The 15,476-nt window shown below is 67.5% G+C and carries 16 protein-coding genes; 7 read left to right on the top strand and 9 right to left on the bottom strand.

Translation table 11 applies throughout. The features are described 5' to 3' along the window. The first annotated feature begins 485 nt into the window (after nt 1-485). Both AB0B64_RS24040 and AB0B64_RS24035 read left to right on the top strand, forming a co-directional pair. Nucleotides 486-1,061 carry a TetR/AcrR family transcriptional regulator gene (locus tag AB0B64_RS24040; protein ID WP_357948769.1) on the top strand — a complete coding sequence of 192 codons (576 nt, stop codon included), beginning with the start codon at nt 486-488 and terminating at the stop codon, nt 1,059-1,061. Between the two features lie 375 nt (nt 1,062-1,436). After that, entirely contained in the window at nt 1,437-2,639 is a 1,203-nt protein-coding gene (locus tag AB0B64_RS24035; protein WP_358179692.1) for a Cmx/CmrA family chloramphenicol efflux MFS transporter, read from the top strand. Here AB0B64_RS24035 and AB0B64_RS24030 read toward each other — a convergent pair. Both AB0B64_RS24030 and AB0B64_RS24025 read right to left on the bottom strand, forming a co-directional pair. After that, complete coding sequence (locus AB0B64_RS24030) at nt 2,620-3,993, bottom strand: hypothetical protein (protein ID WP_357948763.1); 1,374 nt, start codon at nt 3,991-3,993, stop codon at nt 2,620-2,622. The two genes, AB0B64_RS24035 and AB0B64_RS24030, sit on opposite strands and share 20 nt — an antisense overlap. 8 nt (nt 3,994-4,001) lie before the next feature. Continuing rightward, on the bottom strand, nt 4,002-4,415 hold the full coding sequence (locus AB0B64_RS24025) for a hypothetical protein (protein WP_357948761.1): 414 nt from the start codon (nt 4,413-4,415) through the stop codon (nt 4,002-4,004). Nucleotides 4,416-4,546: 131 nt separating this feature from the next. Between AB0B64_RS24025 and eccB the strand changes: the two genes are divergently transcribed. From eccB to AB0B64_RS24010, 3 genes are all read left to right on the top strand, one after another. Then, the gene (eccB, locus tag AB0B64_RS24020) at nt 4,547-5,977 is read left to right on the top strand and encodes a type VII secretion protein EccB (RefSeq protein WP_357948758.1); all 1,431 of its coding nucleotides are present in this window, start codon (nt 4,547-4,549) and stop codon (nt 5,975-5,977) included. Between the two features lie 104 nt (nt 5,978-6,081). After that, nucleotides 6,082-6,426 carry a hypothetical protein gene (locus AB0B64_RS24015; RefSeq protein WP_357948756.1) on the top strand — a complete coding sequence of 115 codons (345 nt, stop codon included), beginning with the start codon at nt 6,082-6,084 and terminating at the stop codon, nt 6,424-6,426. Then, entirely contained in the window at nt 6,423-7,874 is a 1,452-nt protein-coding gene (locus AB0B64_RS24010) for a hypothetical protein (RefSeq protein ID WP_358179689.1), read from the top strand. Before AB0B64_RS24015 ends, AB0B64_RS24010 begins: the two co-directional genes overlap by 4 nt. Nucleotides 7,875-7,877: 3 nt before the next feature. Here the strand turns inward: AB0B64_RS24010 and AB0B64_RS24005 are convergent, their stop codons facing one another. The 6 genes from AB0B64_RS24005 to AB0B64_RS23980 form a co-directional block, all read right to left on the bottom strand. Further along, nucleotides 7,878-8,678: a WXG100 family type VII secretion target gene (locus tag AB0B64_RS24005; protein ID WP_358179686.1), complete on the bottom strand. Its 801-nt coding sequence runs from the start codon at nt 8,676-8,678 to the stop codon at nt 7,878-7,880. After that, nucleotides 8,675-9,823, bottom strand: coding sequence for a hypothetical protein (locus AB0B64_RS24000; RefSeq protein WP_358179683.1), 1,149 nt, complete (start codon nt 9,821-9,823; stop codon nt 8,675-8,677). The genes AB0B64_RS24005 and AB0B64_RS24000 overlap by 4 nt, the downstream gene beginning before the upstream one ends. A 19-nt stretch (nt 9,824-9,842) precedes the next feature. Beyond that, the gene (locus AB0B64_RS23995; protein ID WP_358179680.1) at nt 9,843-11,249 is read right to left on the bottom strand and encodes a hypothetical protein; all 1,407 of its coding nucleotides are present in this window, start codon (nt 11,247-11,249) and stop codon (nt 9,843-9,845) included. Beyond that, on the bottom strand, nt 11,249-11,650 hold the full coding sequence (locus AB0B64_RS23990) for a hypothetical protein (RefSeq protein ID WP_357948742.1): 402 nt from the start codon (nt 11,648-11,650) through the stop codon (nt 11,249-11,251). The genes AB0B64_RS23995 and AB0B64_RS23990 overlap by 1 nt, the downstream gene beginning before the upstream one ends. A gap of 80 nt (nt 11,651-11,730) precedes the next feature. Beyond that, complete coding sequence (locus AB0B64_RS23985) at nt 11,731-12,045, bottom strand: WXG100 family type VII secretion target (RefSeq protein ID WP_357948739.1); 315 nt, start codon at nt 12,043-12,045, stop codon at nt 11,731-11,733. A 32-nt stretch (nt 12,046-12,077) separates the two neighbouring features. Further along, entirely contained in the window at nt 12,078-12,428 is a 351-nt protein-coding gene (locus tag AB0B64_RS23980; RefSeq protein WP_357948736.1) for a WXG100 family type VII secretion target, read from the bottom strand. 313 nt (nt 12,429-12,741) lie between these two features. On the opposite strand from AB0B64_RS23980, the gene AB0B64_RS23975 reads away from it, so the two are divergent. Together AB0B64_RS23975 and AB0B64_RS23970 are read left to right on the top strand one after the other, a co-directional pair. After that, the gene (locus AB0B64_RS23975; protein WP_358179679.1) at nt 12,742-14,259 is read left to right on the top strand and encodes a hypothetical protein; all 1,518 of its coding nucleotides are present in this window, start codon (nt 12,742-12,744) and stop codon (nt 14,257-14,259) included. Between the two features lie 13 nt (nt 14,260-14,272). Further along, nucleotides 14,273-15,010, top strand: a complete 738-nt coding sequence (locus AB0B64_RS23970) for a hypothetical protein (RefSeq protein WP_357948730.1) — start codon at nt 14,273-14,275, stop codon at nt 15,008-15,010. A gap of 3 nt (nt 15,011-15,013) precedes the next feature. On the opposite strand, the gene AB0B64_RS23965 is transcribed toward AB0B64_RS23970, so the two are convergent. After that, nucleotides 15,014-15,457, bottom strand: coding sequence for a YbaB/EbfC family nucleoid-associated protein (locus AB0B64_RS23965; protein WP_357948728.1), 444 nt, complete (start codon nt 15,455-15,457; stop codon nt 15,014-15,016). Nucleotides 15,458-15,476: the final 19 nt, after the last annotated feature.

Here is a 15,476-nt window from a genome sequence, read left to right as displayed (position 1 = left end):
TAGAACCAAACAAACCGGACCTCGACCCGCCATAGAACCAAACGAACCGGACCTCGACCTGCCGTAGAGCCAGGCGGACCGGACCTCGGCGATCCGGCAGGGCACCGCCTCCACAAACGACCAGGAGCCCACCGCCCGCATCGCCGCCGAAGCTGATCCTCTCCGGCGCCGCCGCTCCCCAACCCCCGACGGAACGCCGCCCCCGCTCACGCGAAGTCCAGGAGGGTCCGCAGAGTTACGTCGCGTACGGCCGCGACGATCCGAACGGCGAACCCACCATAGCCATCAAGGGTGCCCCTCCCCACACAACCCGTTACTCGCACACTCTGCCCGGCCCTCCTTCAAGCGCCTTCTACCTGGGCTGACACCGCTCGCGTGCACTTGGCGACAGCCTCCTTTACGACAAGTCGCTTCGGGGACCTGCGAGGGGACGGGTACAGAGACCATATTGCACTGATCTGTCCAAAACGTGCTACCGTCGCGGTATGGCGCGGCCGAGGGAGTTTGAGGAGGAGCGGGCGATCGAGGCGGCCATGCGGGCGTTCTGGAGCGCGGGCTACGAAGGGACCTCGACCCAGGACCTCTGTGAGGCCACCGGGCTGGGGCGGAGCAGCATCTACAACACGTTCAAGAGCAAGCATGATCTGTTCGACCAGGCCCTGCGGCGCTACATGGACAGCAAGACCGCCTGGCTGATGGAGTTGCTCGAAGGCGATCTTCCGGTTCGGGAGAAGGTGCGGACTCTGTTGTGGCAGGCCGTCGATGTTGAGACTGGCGATCCGGTCGGGTGTTTGGTGGTCAACTCGCTGGTGGAGTTGGCGCCGCGAGATCCGGCGGTGGCCGAGCAGCTTCGGCGGGACGGTGAGCGGCGGCTGGCGGCGCTCCGGGCGGCGTTTGAGCTCGGACAGAGCCGTGGCGAGTTGCAAGCCGGTAAGGATCCGGTCGCGCTGGCGCATTTCGTGGTCGCGGCGATCAGTGGCATGCGGGTGATGGCGCGCGGGGGGTCGGATCGGGGAGCGCTGGAGTCGGTCGCGAAGACCACGCTCGACGCGCTTTTCTGACGCCCGGATCGCTCCACCCGCGCAGCTGACGCCCCGGGACACGCCCCACGCGAGCAGCTTGACGCAGCTGCGCGCGAGCAGCCTGACGCGGCCCGATGTAGCCCGGGGCGGCCCAACGCGGGCAGCCTGGTGCGACCCCAGGCCGGGCAGCCTCAGGCGGGCAGGCCGGGGCTGGCAGGGGCAGGCCCAGGCGGGCAGGCTGGGACGGCCCACGCGGGTGGCCCCACGCCGACGGCTCTACGCGGCGCCCACGCGAGCAAGCTGGCGCGGCTGAACGTGAGCAGACCGGACAGGGGTTCACCGCTCCAGACGAGCATGCGTCGTTTCGCGTCTCTTGATTTTGCACTGTTCTATCCAAAACTAGGAGGAGTTCCAATGCCGTTGGCCGTGTACATCCTGGGATTGTCGATATTCGCCCAGGGCACTTCCGAGCTCTTGCTCGCCGGGCTGTTGCCCGAAATGGCGGCCGACCTGGGGGTATCCGTTCCTCAAGCGGGGCTGCTGATCTCCGGGTTCGCGCTCGGGATGCTCGTGGGGTCGCCGGTGCTGGCCGTGGTGACCTTGCGGTGGCCGCGTCGTACGGCGTTGCTGACGTTTCTGGCGATCTTCGCCCTTACACATGTCGTGGGGGCGGTGACGCCGAGCTATGGGGTGCTGTTCGGGACGCGGGTGGTCGGAGCGTTCGTGTACGCGGGCTTCTGGGCGGTGGCGGCGGTGACAGCCGTGGGGCTCGTCCCGGAGGGCGCGCGGGGCAAGGCCATGAGCATCGTGGCGGGCGGACTTACCGTGGCCACCATCGTGGGGCTGCCCGCGGGGACGGTCATCGGGCAGCAATTCGGGTGGCGGGCGGCGTTCTGGGCGGTCACGGTGCTGTCGGGCCTCGCGGCGGTAGGAGTGGTGGCCACCATTCCCGGCGGGCGGCCCGAGCCGGGGAGCGTGCCGCAACTGGGGCAGGAGCTGCGGAACATGCTTAACTCGCGACTCTGGCTCTCATATGGGACGACGGCGCTGGCGACCGGCGCGGTGCTGGTCACGTTCAGCTATCTCGGCGCGATGCTCGTCGACACCACCGGACTGGCGGCGGGGTGGGTTCCCGCGGTGCTGGCGTTGTACGGGGTGGGGTCGCTGATCGGCATCGGCCTGGGTGGTCGTCATGCTGACGCGCGGCCTTTTACGACGCTGTACGTGGGTGTAGCGGGAGTTGTTGTTATCTCGGCAGGTTTGGGAGTGTTCGCCGGGACGCCGGGGGTGGCCATCGGGCTGATCTTCCTGCTGGGGGCGTTCGGGTTTTCCACGAATCCGGCCTTGAACACGCGGGTGTTCACCGTGGGCAAGGATGCTCCGACGCTGGCCGCCGCCACCAACTTCTCGGCGTTCAACGTCGGGATCACCGTGGGGCCGTGGGTGGGCGGCCTGGCGATCGGAGCGGGGTTCGGGTATTCGGTGGTGGCTTGGATCGGGGCCGGGCTTGGGGTCGCCGCGCTCGGGACCGTGGGGTTGTCCGCTGTACTGGACAAGAGGCTGATGCGTATGAGCGCCCCGGCCGCCCCCGAAGCCGTCAGCCGATGCGGTCGGTGACTACGCCGTCGGTTTCGCCGCCCCACACGTCGTCGTCCTCGGTCAACCAGGTGCCGCCCTCACTGGTGCTCTCCTGGGCACCGGCGCCGGCGCCGCCCATGGGCATGAACGGCATGCCCATCCCGTTCCCGGCGCCTGCCTTGAGCCCGGCCTGGGCGTTCGGCACGGCAGAGGCCATGCCGCCGCTGCCCCCGGTGCTCGTGAGGGGACCACCCGATGAAGGAGAGGAGGAGTTCGGGGAGCTCGGGAAGTTGGCGTTGGGGCTGGTGCTCGTGGGGTTGGAAGTGGGGGTGGGGGTGTTGGTCGGGTTCCAGTCCGAGGGGCGCTGGAAGTCCTCCAGTTGGGTGGAGGTGGGGGTGTTCAGGCCCTTGGTGGGATCGGTCAGCCCCTTGGTGGGGTCTGTCATGCCCTTCGTCGGGTCTGTCATGCCCTTGGTGGGGTCCGTGACGCCGCCCGTGGGGACATTGGCACCATTTGTCGGATCTGTCGCCCCTGGGTCCGTGGCGCCCTTGGTCGGGTCCGTGGTGCCGTTGCCGTTCGGGTCGGGGGTCTGCGTGTCGGTCGGCAGCCTGGGTGTGGTGGGGGTGTCGACGCCGTTGCGGTTCGAGCCGTCAGAGCCGATGCCGCCGTTGTCGCCCAGGCTGCCGTTGTCACCCGTGCCGTTGTAGCCGCCGGTGCCGTTGTAGCCGTTTCCCGATCCGCTGCCCGGGCCCCCGGGGTTGGAGAAGTCCGTGTTCAGGGGCGTGACGGGAGGGGGTACGCCGGCGGGGTCCTTGATGTCGGGGACCTCTTTGTGGAAGGAGTCCGGCAGTTGCTGGTAGGTCAGCGTGAGGTCGTCGTTCAGGAGGCGCAGGTGCTTGCCGGCGAGTTCGTCCTGGGAACCCCACTCGACGCCTTTGTCCATGGTGCGATACCAGCCGGGGCTGGAGTCGTCGAAGGTGAAGGTGTTGTCGCTCCAGGCCAAGCCCGACTTGTCCATGAACTCCTGGTGCTCGACGAGCCTGTCACCGAGGGACTGCAGCGGGCGGCCCATCCAGTTGAGCTTGTCCGACAGCTCGCGGACCGTCGCGTGCAACACCCGGAGGGCCTCCTGCGCCTCGACCGACGCCTTGCCGTCCCAGCACTTGGCCATCTCGACGTTGATCTGCTCGATGACCTTCTGAGCGCCGGCCAGGGTCGAGCAGGCGTCGAGGTAGGCGTTGCCCGCCTGCTTGACGGCCGTCGCGTCCAGGGACTTGACGAAGTTCTTGACCTCGGCGACGCTCCTGCCGTCGTCGTCCACCTCAAGAGGCGGGCACGACGTCTTGATCATGTGCGTCTTCTTCTGGACCTTGAGCTGCTTGTCCTCGGCCATGGGGGCTCCTACACGTCCTTCGAGCCGATGTGCGCGATGTCGACGCGCTCATAGTTGCCCGCGCCCGCGTTGATCAGCTCGATGGCGATCCGCGTCTTCTCAGCGACCTCGCGGTATGCCTCGGTGAATTCCTTGTGACCGTTCTGGAGCGTGGCGACGAAGGTCTGGCCGCCTTCCCAGCGCTTGATCTGCTCGACGGCCACCTTCATGCCGACGAGGTTGGCCTTCATGTCCAGGTCGTTGACGGACCCGGGCTTGTCCCCGGCGAACTTGGCGAATTCCTCGGTGAGCTGCTCGGCGAGCTTCTTGAGCTTGCTGGCGCTGTACGTGACGCCCTCGCGCTCGGGATCGAGCCCGGCCCAATCCGACTCCAGACGCCAGCCCTGGGCCGGCGGCGGACTCAACTTATCGGGATCTGACACAGCAACCTCCCCGAACACCACTGGCCACAAACTTTACTCGTATATCACGATCTCATGCCCCATTTGGGACATAACCCCCCGCCGCTTTCATGCTCCTATGCTGTCCTCAGGCCGGACCGAAACGGAGTGGCATGCAGACCCGCAAGGATCTCTACCAGGCACATCGGCTCATGACCCAGCGCCTGGGTATGGCCCTGTTGCAGGGCGAGCCAGACCTGCCCGAGTCGCCGATGCGGCGGCACAACGTGGCGACGTTCGCCGGGATCATGGTCGGCGTTCTCATCATCGCGGGTTTCGGCATCTGGGGCATGCTCAAACCGGGCGGGGCGACCAACCTGAGGGACGCCGGTCAGCTCATCGTCGAGGAGGAGACCGGCGCCGCCTACGTCTACAGCCAGCAGACCGGCCGGCTGCTGCCCGTGGCCAACTATGTCTCGGCCCGACTCCTGCTGGACAGCGACGCCATCAAGGTCAAGACGGTGTCCGCGGAGTCGCTGGCCGGGTTCGCGCGCGGCGGGCAGGTGGGCATCGTGGGTGCTCCCGACTCGCTGCCCAAGCCCGAGCGGCTCATCAAGTCGCCCTGGTCCGCCTGCGTGGTGGAGGCGACGGACCCCTCAGGGGGGCGCAGGTCGTACGTGACGCTGGTGGGCGGGACCGACGTCGGCGGCAGACCCGCCGGGAACGACGCGCTAATCGTCAGCGACGGACGGCAGAACTGGGCGCTCTGGGGCAACCAGCGCATGGCCGTGCGGAACGTGGACCGGCTCACCGACCAGACGCCCCGGCGGGTGCCGATCTCGTGGATCAACGCCATCGCCGAGGGATCGGACTTCGCCGCGCCGCCGATCCCCCAGCGCGGCCGCAACATCCACGGCCCCGGCGGCACGACGTTCAAGGTCGGGCAGGTCTTCAAGGTCGCGGCGGTCGCGGGGGCGCCCGCGCGCTGGTACGTCATGCTCGCGGACGGCCTCGCGCCGATCACCCAGACGCAGGCCACGCTGCTGATCCAGGATCCGGCCAGCCAGACGGCGTACGGCAAGCAGCACGTACGGGAGATCCTGATCGACGCGGCGAACGCCAACGCGGCGAAAGTCTCGGCCCAGCGGATCACCGGCGGCGGCATGCCGGCGACGATGCCGCGTTTCCAGGTGCCCGCCGGCTCGGCACCGCTGTGCATGGTCTACGCCAACACCGTGAAGGGATCCGTGAAGGGCACGCTCACGGTCGGGAGCCGGATCGACATCCCGACGCCGGGGTCGAGCGGCAACCCGGAGCGGTTCGACCAGGTGATGCTGCCCCCGGGCGCGGCGGCCCTGGCGGGGCTGCTGCCCGGCGAGAACCAGCTCTCCAACGTGCAGCAGTTCTACCTGGTCACCGACCAGGGGAAGAAGTACCGGCTGGCCACGCCCGACGTGCTGACCAAGCTGGGCTACGACGCCTCGAACGTGGCCCCGCTGCCCGCCCACCTCCTGCGCCTGATCCCCGAAGGACCGACGCTCGACCCGGCGGCCGCCAGGACGCCGGTCTCGGACACCCCGGCCATCCGCCCGACGGGCTCCTGAACAGGAGCCCAACCGGCTCGTAAACAGGGGGTTTCCTGGACGCAAATACTTGTAAACATTAGTATCAAAGGTGCAGTTAGTACTTTGTGATACCTGGGGGGCTCATGGGGGACAAGGCCGATGGATATGAGGTCATACCGCCGGACCTGAAGAAGGCCATGGAGACCTGCGCCCAGCAGGCCCCGATCGTCCGCAACGCCATGATCGCCTTCGGGCCCGCGAAGCTGCACAAGAGCGACTTCGGCCTCGCGCCCGGCGCCGACGAGCTGGGCGCCGCGTACGTCGACGGCACCGCGGAGAACGAGCACAAGGACAAGCGGTACGAGTCCGTCTACGGCTACCTCGGCGACCTGGCCGATGCCCTGGAGTTCATCGCCACGGCCCTTGAGGTCTCGGCGTACAACTACAAGGCCGCTCACCAGGCCAGCGACGTCGGAGGCACCAGATGAGCCAACACGGCAGCATCAACCCGCTCGAATGGGACTGGACGGCCTGGCACTTCGAGATCAACTGGGGCTCGCTGCTCAACCCCGCCCCACTGCTCGACACCATCAGGTCCATGTGGCGCGCGCTCCCCACGCTCATCGGCGGTGATGAGACCGAAGGACGCCTCAAGGCCGCCGCCGCGGCGCACGACAACCTCGCCACCAACCTGAACAAGGTGTTCGAGGTCCTCGACGCGCGCGCCCATGGCCAGCACGACGGCTACGTCGACAAGATCGTGAAGGAGTGGAAGGGCAAGGCCGCCGACGACTTCAGGGAGGTCTGGGGCCTCGTACTCAGGCACGACAACCGCGTCGCGCTCACAAAGAGCTGCACGGAGATCGCCAACATCCTGAGAATGGTCGCCGAATCGGCCGCCCACACCAGGAAGGCCATCATCGAGCTGCTCAAGACGGCGATCATCTGGTACGTCGCCTTCTATGCCCTTCGGTGGGCGGCCGGCATGTGGGGCGGCTGGCTGGCCGCGGGGGCCGCCTACATGCGGACGACGAAGATCGTGCTGCTGGCGGCCCAGGTCCTCACCAGGTTCGCGTCCGTCCTCAGGGTCTGCGCCGGCGCCCTGAGAGTCCTGCCCGTGGTCGGCCGGCTGAAGTGGGTGGCCAAGCTCGGCAGCGCGACGCGTACCGCCACGGCCATGACGAAGACGGAGTTGACGGTCGCGAAGTTCAAGAAGTACTCGGCCTACGCCGAGAAGTTCGGCGCGGCGAGCTTCAAGACGTACGCCAAGACCTCCGGCAGCGTGTACGGCGGAGTCATCGGCACGCAGATGGCGGGCCAGGGCATCAGCGGCCACAGCATCTTCAACCTCAGCCCCATGACCTTCACCCAGGCGGCCCGCATCAGCGCGGGCGCCACGCTGGCGGGCACCTTCGCCCCCATGTCCGGTTTCTTCGGCAAGGGATTCGTTCAGGGCGAATCGGCGGCGAGTTGGGCGGCGACCCTGACCAAGTCCGGCGCCGCCGTCGGAGAGTCCGGCATGGCCTTCGGCGGTTTCGTCGCGATGCGGAACTGGGCGTACGAGCAGGTCAAGCACAAGCTGCCCGGAGCCAAGATCGCGGGGAAGCCGGGCAACTTCCACAAGCAGCTCTGGGGCGCTATCCCCACCTCCGCTTTCCGCGTGTGGCGGTCCCTGGCCACCAACCCGGACTACGGCGACCTGCCCAAGTCGGATGTGCCCGTCGCCAACGGCCACGCGACTCCGCCCGCGCGGGTCGGCACGGCGAAGGTCGGCTATTGGCCGGTCGACAACGGCTCGCTGGCCGACATCGCCAAGAAGGTGTACGGGGACCCGAACCGGTGGCCGGAGATCTACAACGCCAACAGGGACATCATCGGTGACGACCCGCGCAAGCTGAGGCCCGGCCAGGTGCTGCGGATCCCGCTGGACGAGTGAGAGTCAGACCTCGGCCGTCTTGCCGGGGCTGCCGGAACCGCCGGGCAGCTTCCCGGTCAGGGAGTCGTCCATCTTCACGGTGAGGCCGCCCATCTTCTCGTCGTACGCCATGCCGGCGTCGGAGAAGGGCGGCATGCCACCTGACTTCATCGCGGTCATCTCGGTGGGGATGGAAGCCTCCAGCATGGGGAAGAGCTTCCCGGTCATCTCGGTCTGCTGCATGGACATGTAGAGGACCATGCCGAGGCCTGCGACGATCAAGCCCTGCTTGGCGATCAGCTTCCTGATGGACTGCAGGGTGAGGGAGCCCCGCACGGCTACCAGCGCCTCGCCCACGGCCTTGGTAAACGGGGTGGCGGACGAGAGCAGCTTGTACACAGCAAAGCCCATCATGCCGACGGCCGCCAGCATGACTACCGCGGAGCCGACGTAGTAAGCCTTGGACGCCGAGTGGACGGCCTCCCCAGTGTCGTTACGCGTCTCCTTGAGGGACTTGACCCCATTCTTGAAGGCCGTGTGGATGCCCTCGAAGGTGTCGAAGGCCCCGCCTTCCCACTTGCCCGAGGTCTTCAGCTGCTTCTTGAGCTGGTCCAGCCCGTCGTCCAGCTCGTCCAGCTCGGACATCAGGCCAGCGTGGTCGACACTCTGCCAAGCCTTGGCGGCGTCCGCCATCGCCCCGGGGTTCGACACCAGCGTGCCGATGCCGGCGGCGGCGTAGAAGGCCCATGGCTGCTGGATCACGAAGGCGGCGGAGGACGCCATGGCCGCCGCCGCCAGGTAGAGCCCCGCGCCTAGCTCACTCATCTGGAATCCCGCCCAATCACTTCAGGTGCGATCTCATCGTCGCCGCCCCAGACGCCCTCGTCCTCGCCGAGCAGCGCGTTCTGGCGCTCGTTCTCCTTGTCGCCCCCGGTCCCGGCGCCGCTCATGGGCATCATCGGCATCATGGGCATCCCGCTCGTACCGTTCACACCCCGCAGACCGGCCGGTACGGCACCCGCACCCGCACCCACGCCTCCGCCGATGCCCGTGCCGAACCCGGTACCAGTGCCGGTGCCACTGCCGACGCCCGAGCCGGGGCCGGTCCTGGTGGCGGAACCGTTCAGGTCCGGGGACAGGGTGCTGAGGTCCGGGTTCTTGACCTGCGGGGTGTTCAGCGAGTTGGGGTCGAACTGGGACAGCTGCGTCCCGTCGGGGAGCTTGCTGTCGACGTCGGGCAGCTTCGGGTCGGGGATTTGCGGCTGGCCGTTGAGCGCCGAGTCGATACTCGGGACCTTCATGTCGGGCTGGTTCCCCAGGGAAGCCGACGGCAGGTCCGTCTTGGGCAGGTTCGTCGAGGGGAGGTCGCTCGACGGCAAATCAGTCTTCGGCAGGTCGGTCTTCGGAAGGTCGGTCTTCGGAAGGTCGGTCGAGGGAAGGTCCGTCTTGGGCAGACCGGTATCGATCCCCGGCGGCTTGCCTCCGCCGGACATGTCAGGCAGCCCGGCGCCGGTGTTCGGCAGGCCGGAGTTGCCGAGGTTCCCGAGATTGCCGAGGCCGTTGGGCCCGCCGCCGAGGCTGTTCGGGTCAAAGCCGATGTTCTTGACCCCGTCGCCGTTGGCATCATCGGCCGTCTGGTAGTTCCTGGCGGCCTGCTTGAGCGCGGTCTTCCAGCTCTGCAGCGCCTTACGCCCCTTGGCCAGCGCGTCCGCCTGCCGTTCGATCGCCTTTTCGTGGACGCTGCTGGCGCCGATGCCGATCACCCCGAAGTGCGGCCACTGGACGCGAAGGTTTTCTGTCTTGCCCTCTAGCTGGGAGAAGAACCCAGCGTGTTCGTCTATCGACTCGCTGTTTCTATCGAGCGCACTGGCCTTGAACGAGACGCCGGACGTCATCGACGGCAGTTGCCCACCGTTCTGCAGCTGCGCCAGCGCGGCCGCCTGGCTGGAGTTCTGCGTCGAGTCGCCCATCCCACTCCCTCTAGCCTGGTCAGCAGATGACCGGGTCGGTCACGTCGTGCGCTGAGTTCCAGTCGTCCTTGTCCGCGGGGAGCCAGGTCATCCGCTCGAAGTCCCCCTGGTCCTGGCCCGCGCCGGCGCCGGACATCGGCATGAACGGCATGCCGGACATGCCGTTGCCCGAGGTCCGCATGGCCGCCGTGAGCCCTTGGCCCGGGGCGCCCATGGCGCCGTTCGGCGAGCCGAGCACCGAGGGGACGCTGGGCGGCGTGCCAGTGGGTGAGAGGACACCCACCGGGTTGGGGGCGATGGTGCTCACCGGATTGCCGGTCGGGGTGATGCCGGTCGGGGTGATGACCGGCGTGGTCGGCGAGTAGGACGACACTTCCGTCCCGTTCGGGTCCAGGCCGCCCTTGGGGTTGTCGCTGCTGGTCTTGTCGTCCTGGCCGAGCACCGGCGGGACCGTCTGGTCCTGCTTGCCGGAGTCACCGGTCTGCGAGGGGTCCTGGCTGCCGGTGCCGTCGCCCGGCGTGGTGCCGCTCTGGTCGCCGGTGCCGTTACCGCTCTGGTCGCCACCGTTCTGGTCGCTGCCGGGCTGGCCGGTACCGTTCTGACCGTTGCCGGTGTCCGAGCCAGGCTTGCCGCCCGAGTCGGAGCCGCTGTGGTCACCGGAGCTCGAGCCGCCCGTGCTGCCGCCGCGCGAGCCGTCGGAGCCCGTACCACCGCTGCCCGTGGAGCCCGTACCTCCGGAAGAACCGCCGTAGCCGTCCGACGACCCGTTCCCGCCGCTCCCGGTTCCGCCGGCGTTGATGCCCGCGCCGGTCGGGTATCCGGGGTCGCGGTACGTACCCGTACCACCCGGAATCGAGACGGCGGGCAGCTCATAGGACACGTCGTGCGGGACCTGCACGTTGTAGAGATCAACGATCTTCTTGTTGAGCTCCTGCATCGCCTTCTGGGCTTCGCGGTCCGCGGCGGCCTTCGCGGCCTTCGCGTTGGCGGCCTCGTCCACCATGATCTCGGAGCTGGGAACGTCGTTCCCGGAGCTCTTGTTCGCCGAGATGCCCTCGACCTTCGCGATCGTCTCGGGGAGGTAGCTCGCGTACTGGCGCAGGGCGGAGCCCATCATCTCCAGCTTGGTGGACAGCTCGCCGCCGGAAGCGTGCAGCATCTGCAGCGCGTGGCGCGCCTTGCTGGCGTCGGGGCCCTTCCACACAGTGAGGATCTTGCCCGCGTGCTCTTCCAGCGCGTTGACGGCCGACTCGATCGCGCTCGACGCCTTGTCGTACGCGAACCCGGCATCCTCGATCTGGGTGGGCTGGGTGTTGTTCAGCATCGTCAGGATCTCGTCCCTGGATGCGTTGACCGTCCCGCCCTCTGGCATCTTGTCGAACGACAGGATGACGACGACCTGCCGGCCGCCCTTGCCCTCGGCCATCAGCCCTTGCCCTCGTTGGCCTTGTCGCCGGCGCCATGGTTGGCGGCGCTCGCCTCGACGGCGGCGATCACGTCCTTGTAGGCGTCGACGAATTCCTTATAAACCTGTGCGAACTTCTTGCCGCCGCTGTTGGCGCCGACGGTCTGGCTGAAGGCACTGGCGTCGTGCCACGTGCCGATCTGCGCCTCGGACAACTGGCAGTGGTCCAGCAGGCCGTTCACGGAGCCGTTGGTGTAGCCCTCCGCCGAGCCGGGTCCCGTCATGCCGCCGAGGTACGACTTGAGCTCTTCGGCGATCGCCCGCATCTGGGTGGGGGAATGCTCCCGCCCCGCTCCCGAGTCGAACAGATCAGGATCGATGTACAGAGGGTCTTGGCCCTCCATTGCGTCCTTCTGGGTCATCCCCATCCCCCTTAGAAAAAGGAACCCGGCCGGCGCTTCGAGGCACCGGCCGAGGGAGGCACGATCGCCGCGACGAACTGCTAGTCGGTCCAGATGTTGATGTTGCGCCGCTCAGCGGTCTCGTAGTTACCCTTGGCGATGCTGACGGCCTTGGCGGCTTCGAACAGCTGCTTGCCCATCTCCACCTCAAGGGCGTCCCACTGGGCCTTCTTGCCGTCGAAGAACGTCTTCGCCTCACCCTCCCAGTCGGTGCCGAGGGTGGTCCTGACGTCGTTGTAGAGGTCGTCCGTCGCCTTGTCCAACTCGGTGACGATCGACTTCAGCTGCTCGTACGCCGCTTCCATGTTGGGGAAGTGGGCGTAGGTGTAGTCCTCTGGGGTGAACGTGTCGGCCATGAGTGTCTCCGTCCTACCTACGTACTGGGGGCTTAGCGCGACGCGTTGATCAGCGAGTCGATACGACCGCCGACGCCGGCGGAGTTGAGCCCGCTGGAGATGTCCATGTTCTGCTGCGCGGCGTTGGAGTACACGCCCGCGTTGATGTTCAGCTTGTCGTAGATGTCCTCGAGGATCTTGATCACCTGGCGGAAGTCGACGTCCCAGGCGTCGAGAGCCTTGCCGAACTGCCCGGCGGCGCCACCCTTCCAGCCCGCGGCCATCAGGTCGCCCTTGATGGTCTGCACCCGCTGGCGCATGCCCTCGATGTACTGGGCAGTGACCTCACACTGGCCGGCGGCTTTGGTGAGCTTCGACGGAGCGGTACCCATAAGTGTTGCCATTGGACCTCCAGGTCAACAAGGTCTGGTTCTGTACGGCGGCGCCGTAGGTCCGGTCAACCCGGGTACCCCCGCAAACAACATCAAATGGCATGCTAGCCCCCATCTGCCCCAGAAATAACAGATACTTAACATAACGGCTAGATCACTGTTAGGCGACTTTTAGGTAAACGCGCAGGTAGGCAGCTCGGCGATTTCTGACTCCGGCCGCTGGCCTGCGGTCGCGGCTGGTCGTAAACCTCACAACCTGTACGGCTCAGCAGCCTCACGGCTACGCTTTTGTCGCTTCTGTGTTGATTGCTGGGAGGGCGACAGGGTGGCCGATTTCGGGAGTATGGGGCGGCCGAGCATCGACAGTCTGCTCAACTGGAGCTCTCCCCCGCCGCAGGACGGGCCGGGTGAGGTTGAGGTGGGCGGCGCGCCCCCAGGCTCCGTCGACGGCAATACGACCGTCCTTATCGCGGGTGGCGGCGACTCTCCGCGGCCGGATCAGGCGGGTCCCGTCGACGATCCGTCGATCCCGCCCGACCAGGTAGGGCCGGCGAACGACCAGATCCCGTCCGATCAGCTAGGGCCCGCCAACGACCAGATCCCGCCTGACCAGGTAGGGCCGGCCAACGACCAGATCCCGCCGGATCAGGTGGGGCCGGCCGACGGTCAGGGCGATCCGACGGTGGCCGAGATCCAGTCCGACCAGCTGAGCTTCGGGCCCGAGTCGGTCGACGACGTGACCGACGGCGAGCCCGGCTCGGTCGATCCGCAGGCCGCCGAAGGTGACCCGGCGTGGGAGCCCTCGGACGCCGACGAGAGCGGAGACCCGAACGATCCCGACGCGTCGGACGACGCGACCGAGGACCCAGATGCGCCGCAGAGCCAGGACGACACCGGGAACCCGGACAACCCGAGCGACCAGGACGGCACGGACACCGGCGATCAGGGCGACACCTCGGACCCGCAGCAGACCGACCCCGGCACCTCCGACGGCCAGCAGGACCCCTCCGGCTCCGAGACCGACCCCCAAGACCAGACGGACCCGAACGGCCAGCAAGACCCCGCAGACCCACAGACCGACCCGAGCCAGACCGATCCCGGCCAGACCGACCCCAGCCAGCCCGGCGGCCAGGACGACACGACCGTCCCCGAGACTCCCTCGACGGACCCGCCGGCCGACGGCGGCGCCGAAGACCCCAGCTCCAGCCTCCCGGAAACACCGGAAACACCCACTCCCGAGACGCCGAGCACCGAAACGCCCACCCCCGAAACGCCGAGCACTGACATGCCGGCTACCCCGACCCCGGAAACGCCCAGCGCTGAGACCCCCGGCACCGGAGGCGCCGACACACCGTCCATCCCCTCTCCCGGCTCCTCCGGAGGCGGCGGTGGCGGAGGCGACCAGGGCGACGGCAAAACAGACGGCAAGACAGACGGCAAGACAGACGGCAAGGACGGTAAGACAGGCGACAAGGACACCGGCGGCACCGCGAAGGACGACAAGTTCGCCGGAAGCGAGCTCGGCGGCGGCTGGCGCAAGGCCCGCCCCGAGGTCATGGAGAAGCTCGGCAAGCAGATCGGCCCCAGCAAAGACGGCGACGGCGACACCCCGGGGGACCACATGGGCGCCGCGGAGAACACCGCCCGGAACATCGACATCGGCTTCCCGGGCTTCGGCCTGATGGGCGCGATGGCGTTCACCCCCGCGTACCATTCGGCCCGCACGTCGGCCGCCGACTATCTCAAGAGCGCCAAGAACCAACTGGGTGTCTGGGACGAGCAGCTCCACCTGGGAGCCGACGTCGTCCGTCAGGCCAACGACAAGAGCACCGCGAAGAATTGATCTCAGGGGCGACATGGATCTCTACTCGAACGGGTCGACCTACTACTCCATGGCGATGGGTTTGTGCCTCTATGGCGCGGTCCTGCCGTCCAATCCCGCACTGAAAATGATCTGCAAGTACACCGGGACGATAATCGGCACGATGTACTCCAGCCCCAGCGACATCCGCGAAGCGGCCAGGAACACCCGCGGCATGACCACGACGGTCAACAACGCGGCGGCGTCCATCAAATCGGCCCTGGACACCATCGACCATGACGACTGGGAGAAGATGGCGCGTCCGGACGTCGACAGCGCGGTGAAGAAGTTCACCGCCGAGGCCGAGAACAGCTCGCAGTCCTACGAAGGGCTCGCGGGAGCGCTCGACCAGCTCGCCAAGCATTCCTTCCAGATGTCCGTGGCCAGCGTGTCCGTAGCCACAGTTCTGGTCGCCCTCTCCCATGCCAGCGCCGCGGGCAAGCTCTTCCCTCCCGCCACCGCGGCGACGGAGCTCGCCACCACCGCCTCTGGCGGGGCGGCGCTCGCCACGCTGAGGACGATCGCGGGCAACGCCATGAAGGTCTTCGTGGCGGCCGCGAGCGTCGCCGGAGCGGCGGCCATGTACCTGGGCCAGAGCGCCTCGCAGAACATGAGCAAGGCCGTCACGCCCACGGATCCCAAGTCGGTGCCGGCGTTCGAGCAGGTCTACATCCCCAACCTGCCGACCTTCGGCAAGGACGGCCAGCCCCTCGGCATGAAGAAGGACGCCTAAAGGTCAGAGGTCCAGGCGGCGGCGGATGCGGTCGAGCTCGCCCATGACGTCCTCGAACGTCCGGTTGTAGGCGGACTCGGCCTCCTTGATCTTGCTCAGGGCGGCGTCGGGGTCCTCGACGTACTTCATCGGGTTGTCCTCGTCGCCGAACGCCTGGCCCATGGCCTCGGTGACCTGGTGCTGCAGGTCCGCGGTCGCGGCCTGGAGCTGCTCCTTGATGAGCTCGGCGAGCTCGCCCGAGCTCAGCCGCATCGCCTTGGGATGCAGCTGGAGCTCGCGCAGCCCCTCGCTGCCGTACTCGATCGTGACCAGGCCGTCGTCGTCCTGGGCCCGCCCGACGAGGTCGGTCATGTTCTTCTGGAGCTCTTCGATGCGCGCGAACTGCTCGTCCGCGCCCTTGAGAAGCTTCTCGATGTCGATGTTCGCGAAGTCCCCAAACTCCTGCATCTTCACTCCACTCTCACAA

The organism is Nonomuraea sp. NPDC049129 (assembly GCF_040648495.1).
Lineage (GTDB): Bacteria > Actinomycetota > Actinomycetes > Streptosporangiales > Streptosporangiaceae > Nonomuraea.
The sequence above is the reverse complement of the archived record's forward strand: the minus strand, read 5'-3'. Positions and strand labels throughout refer to the sequence as shown.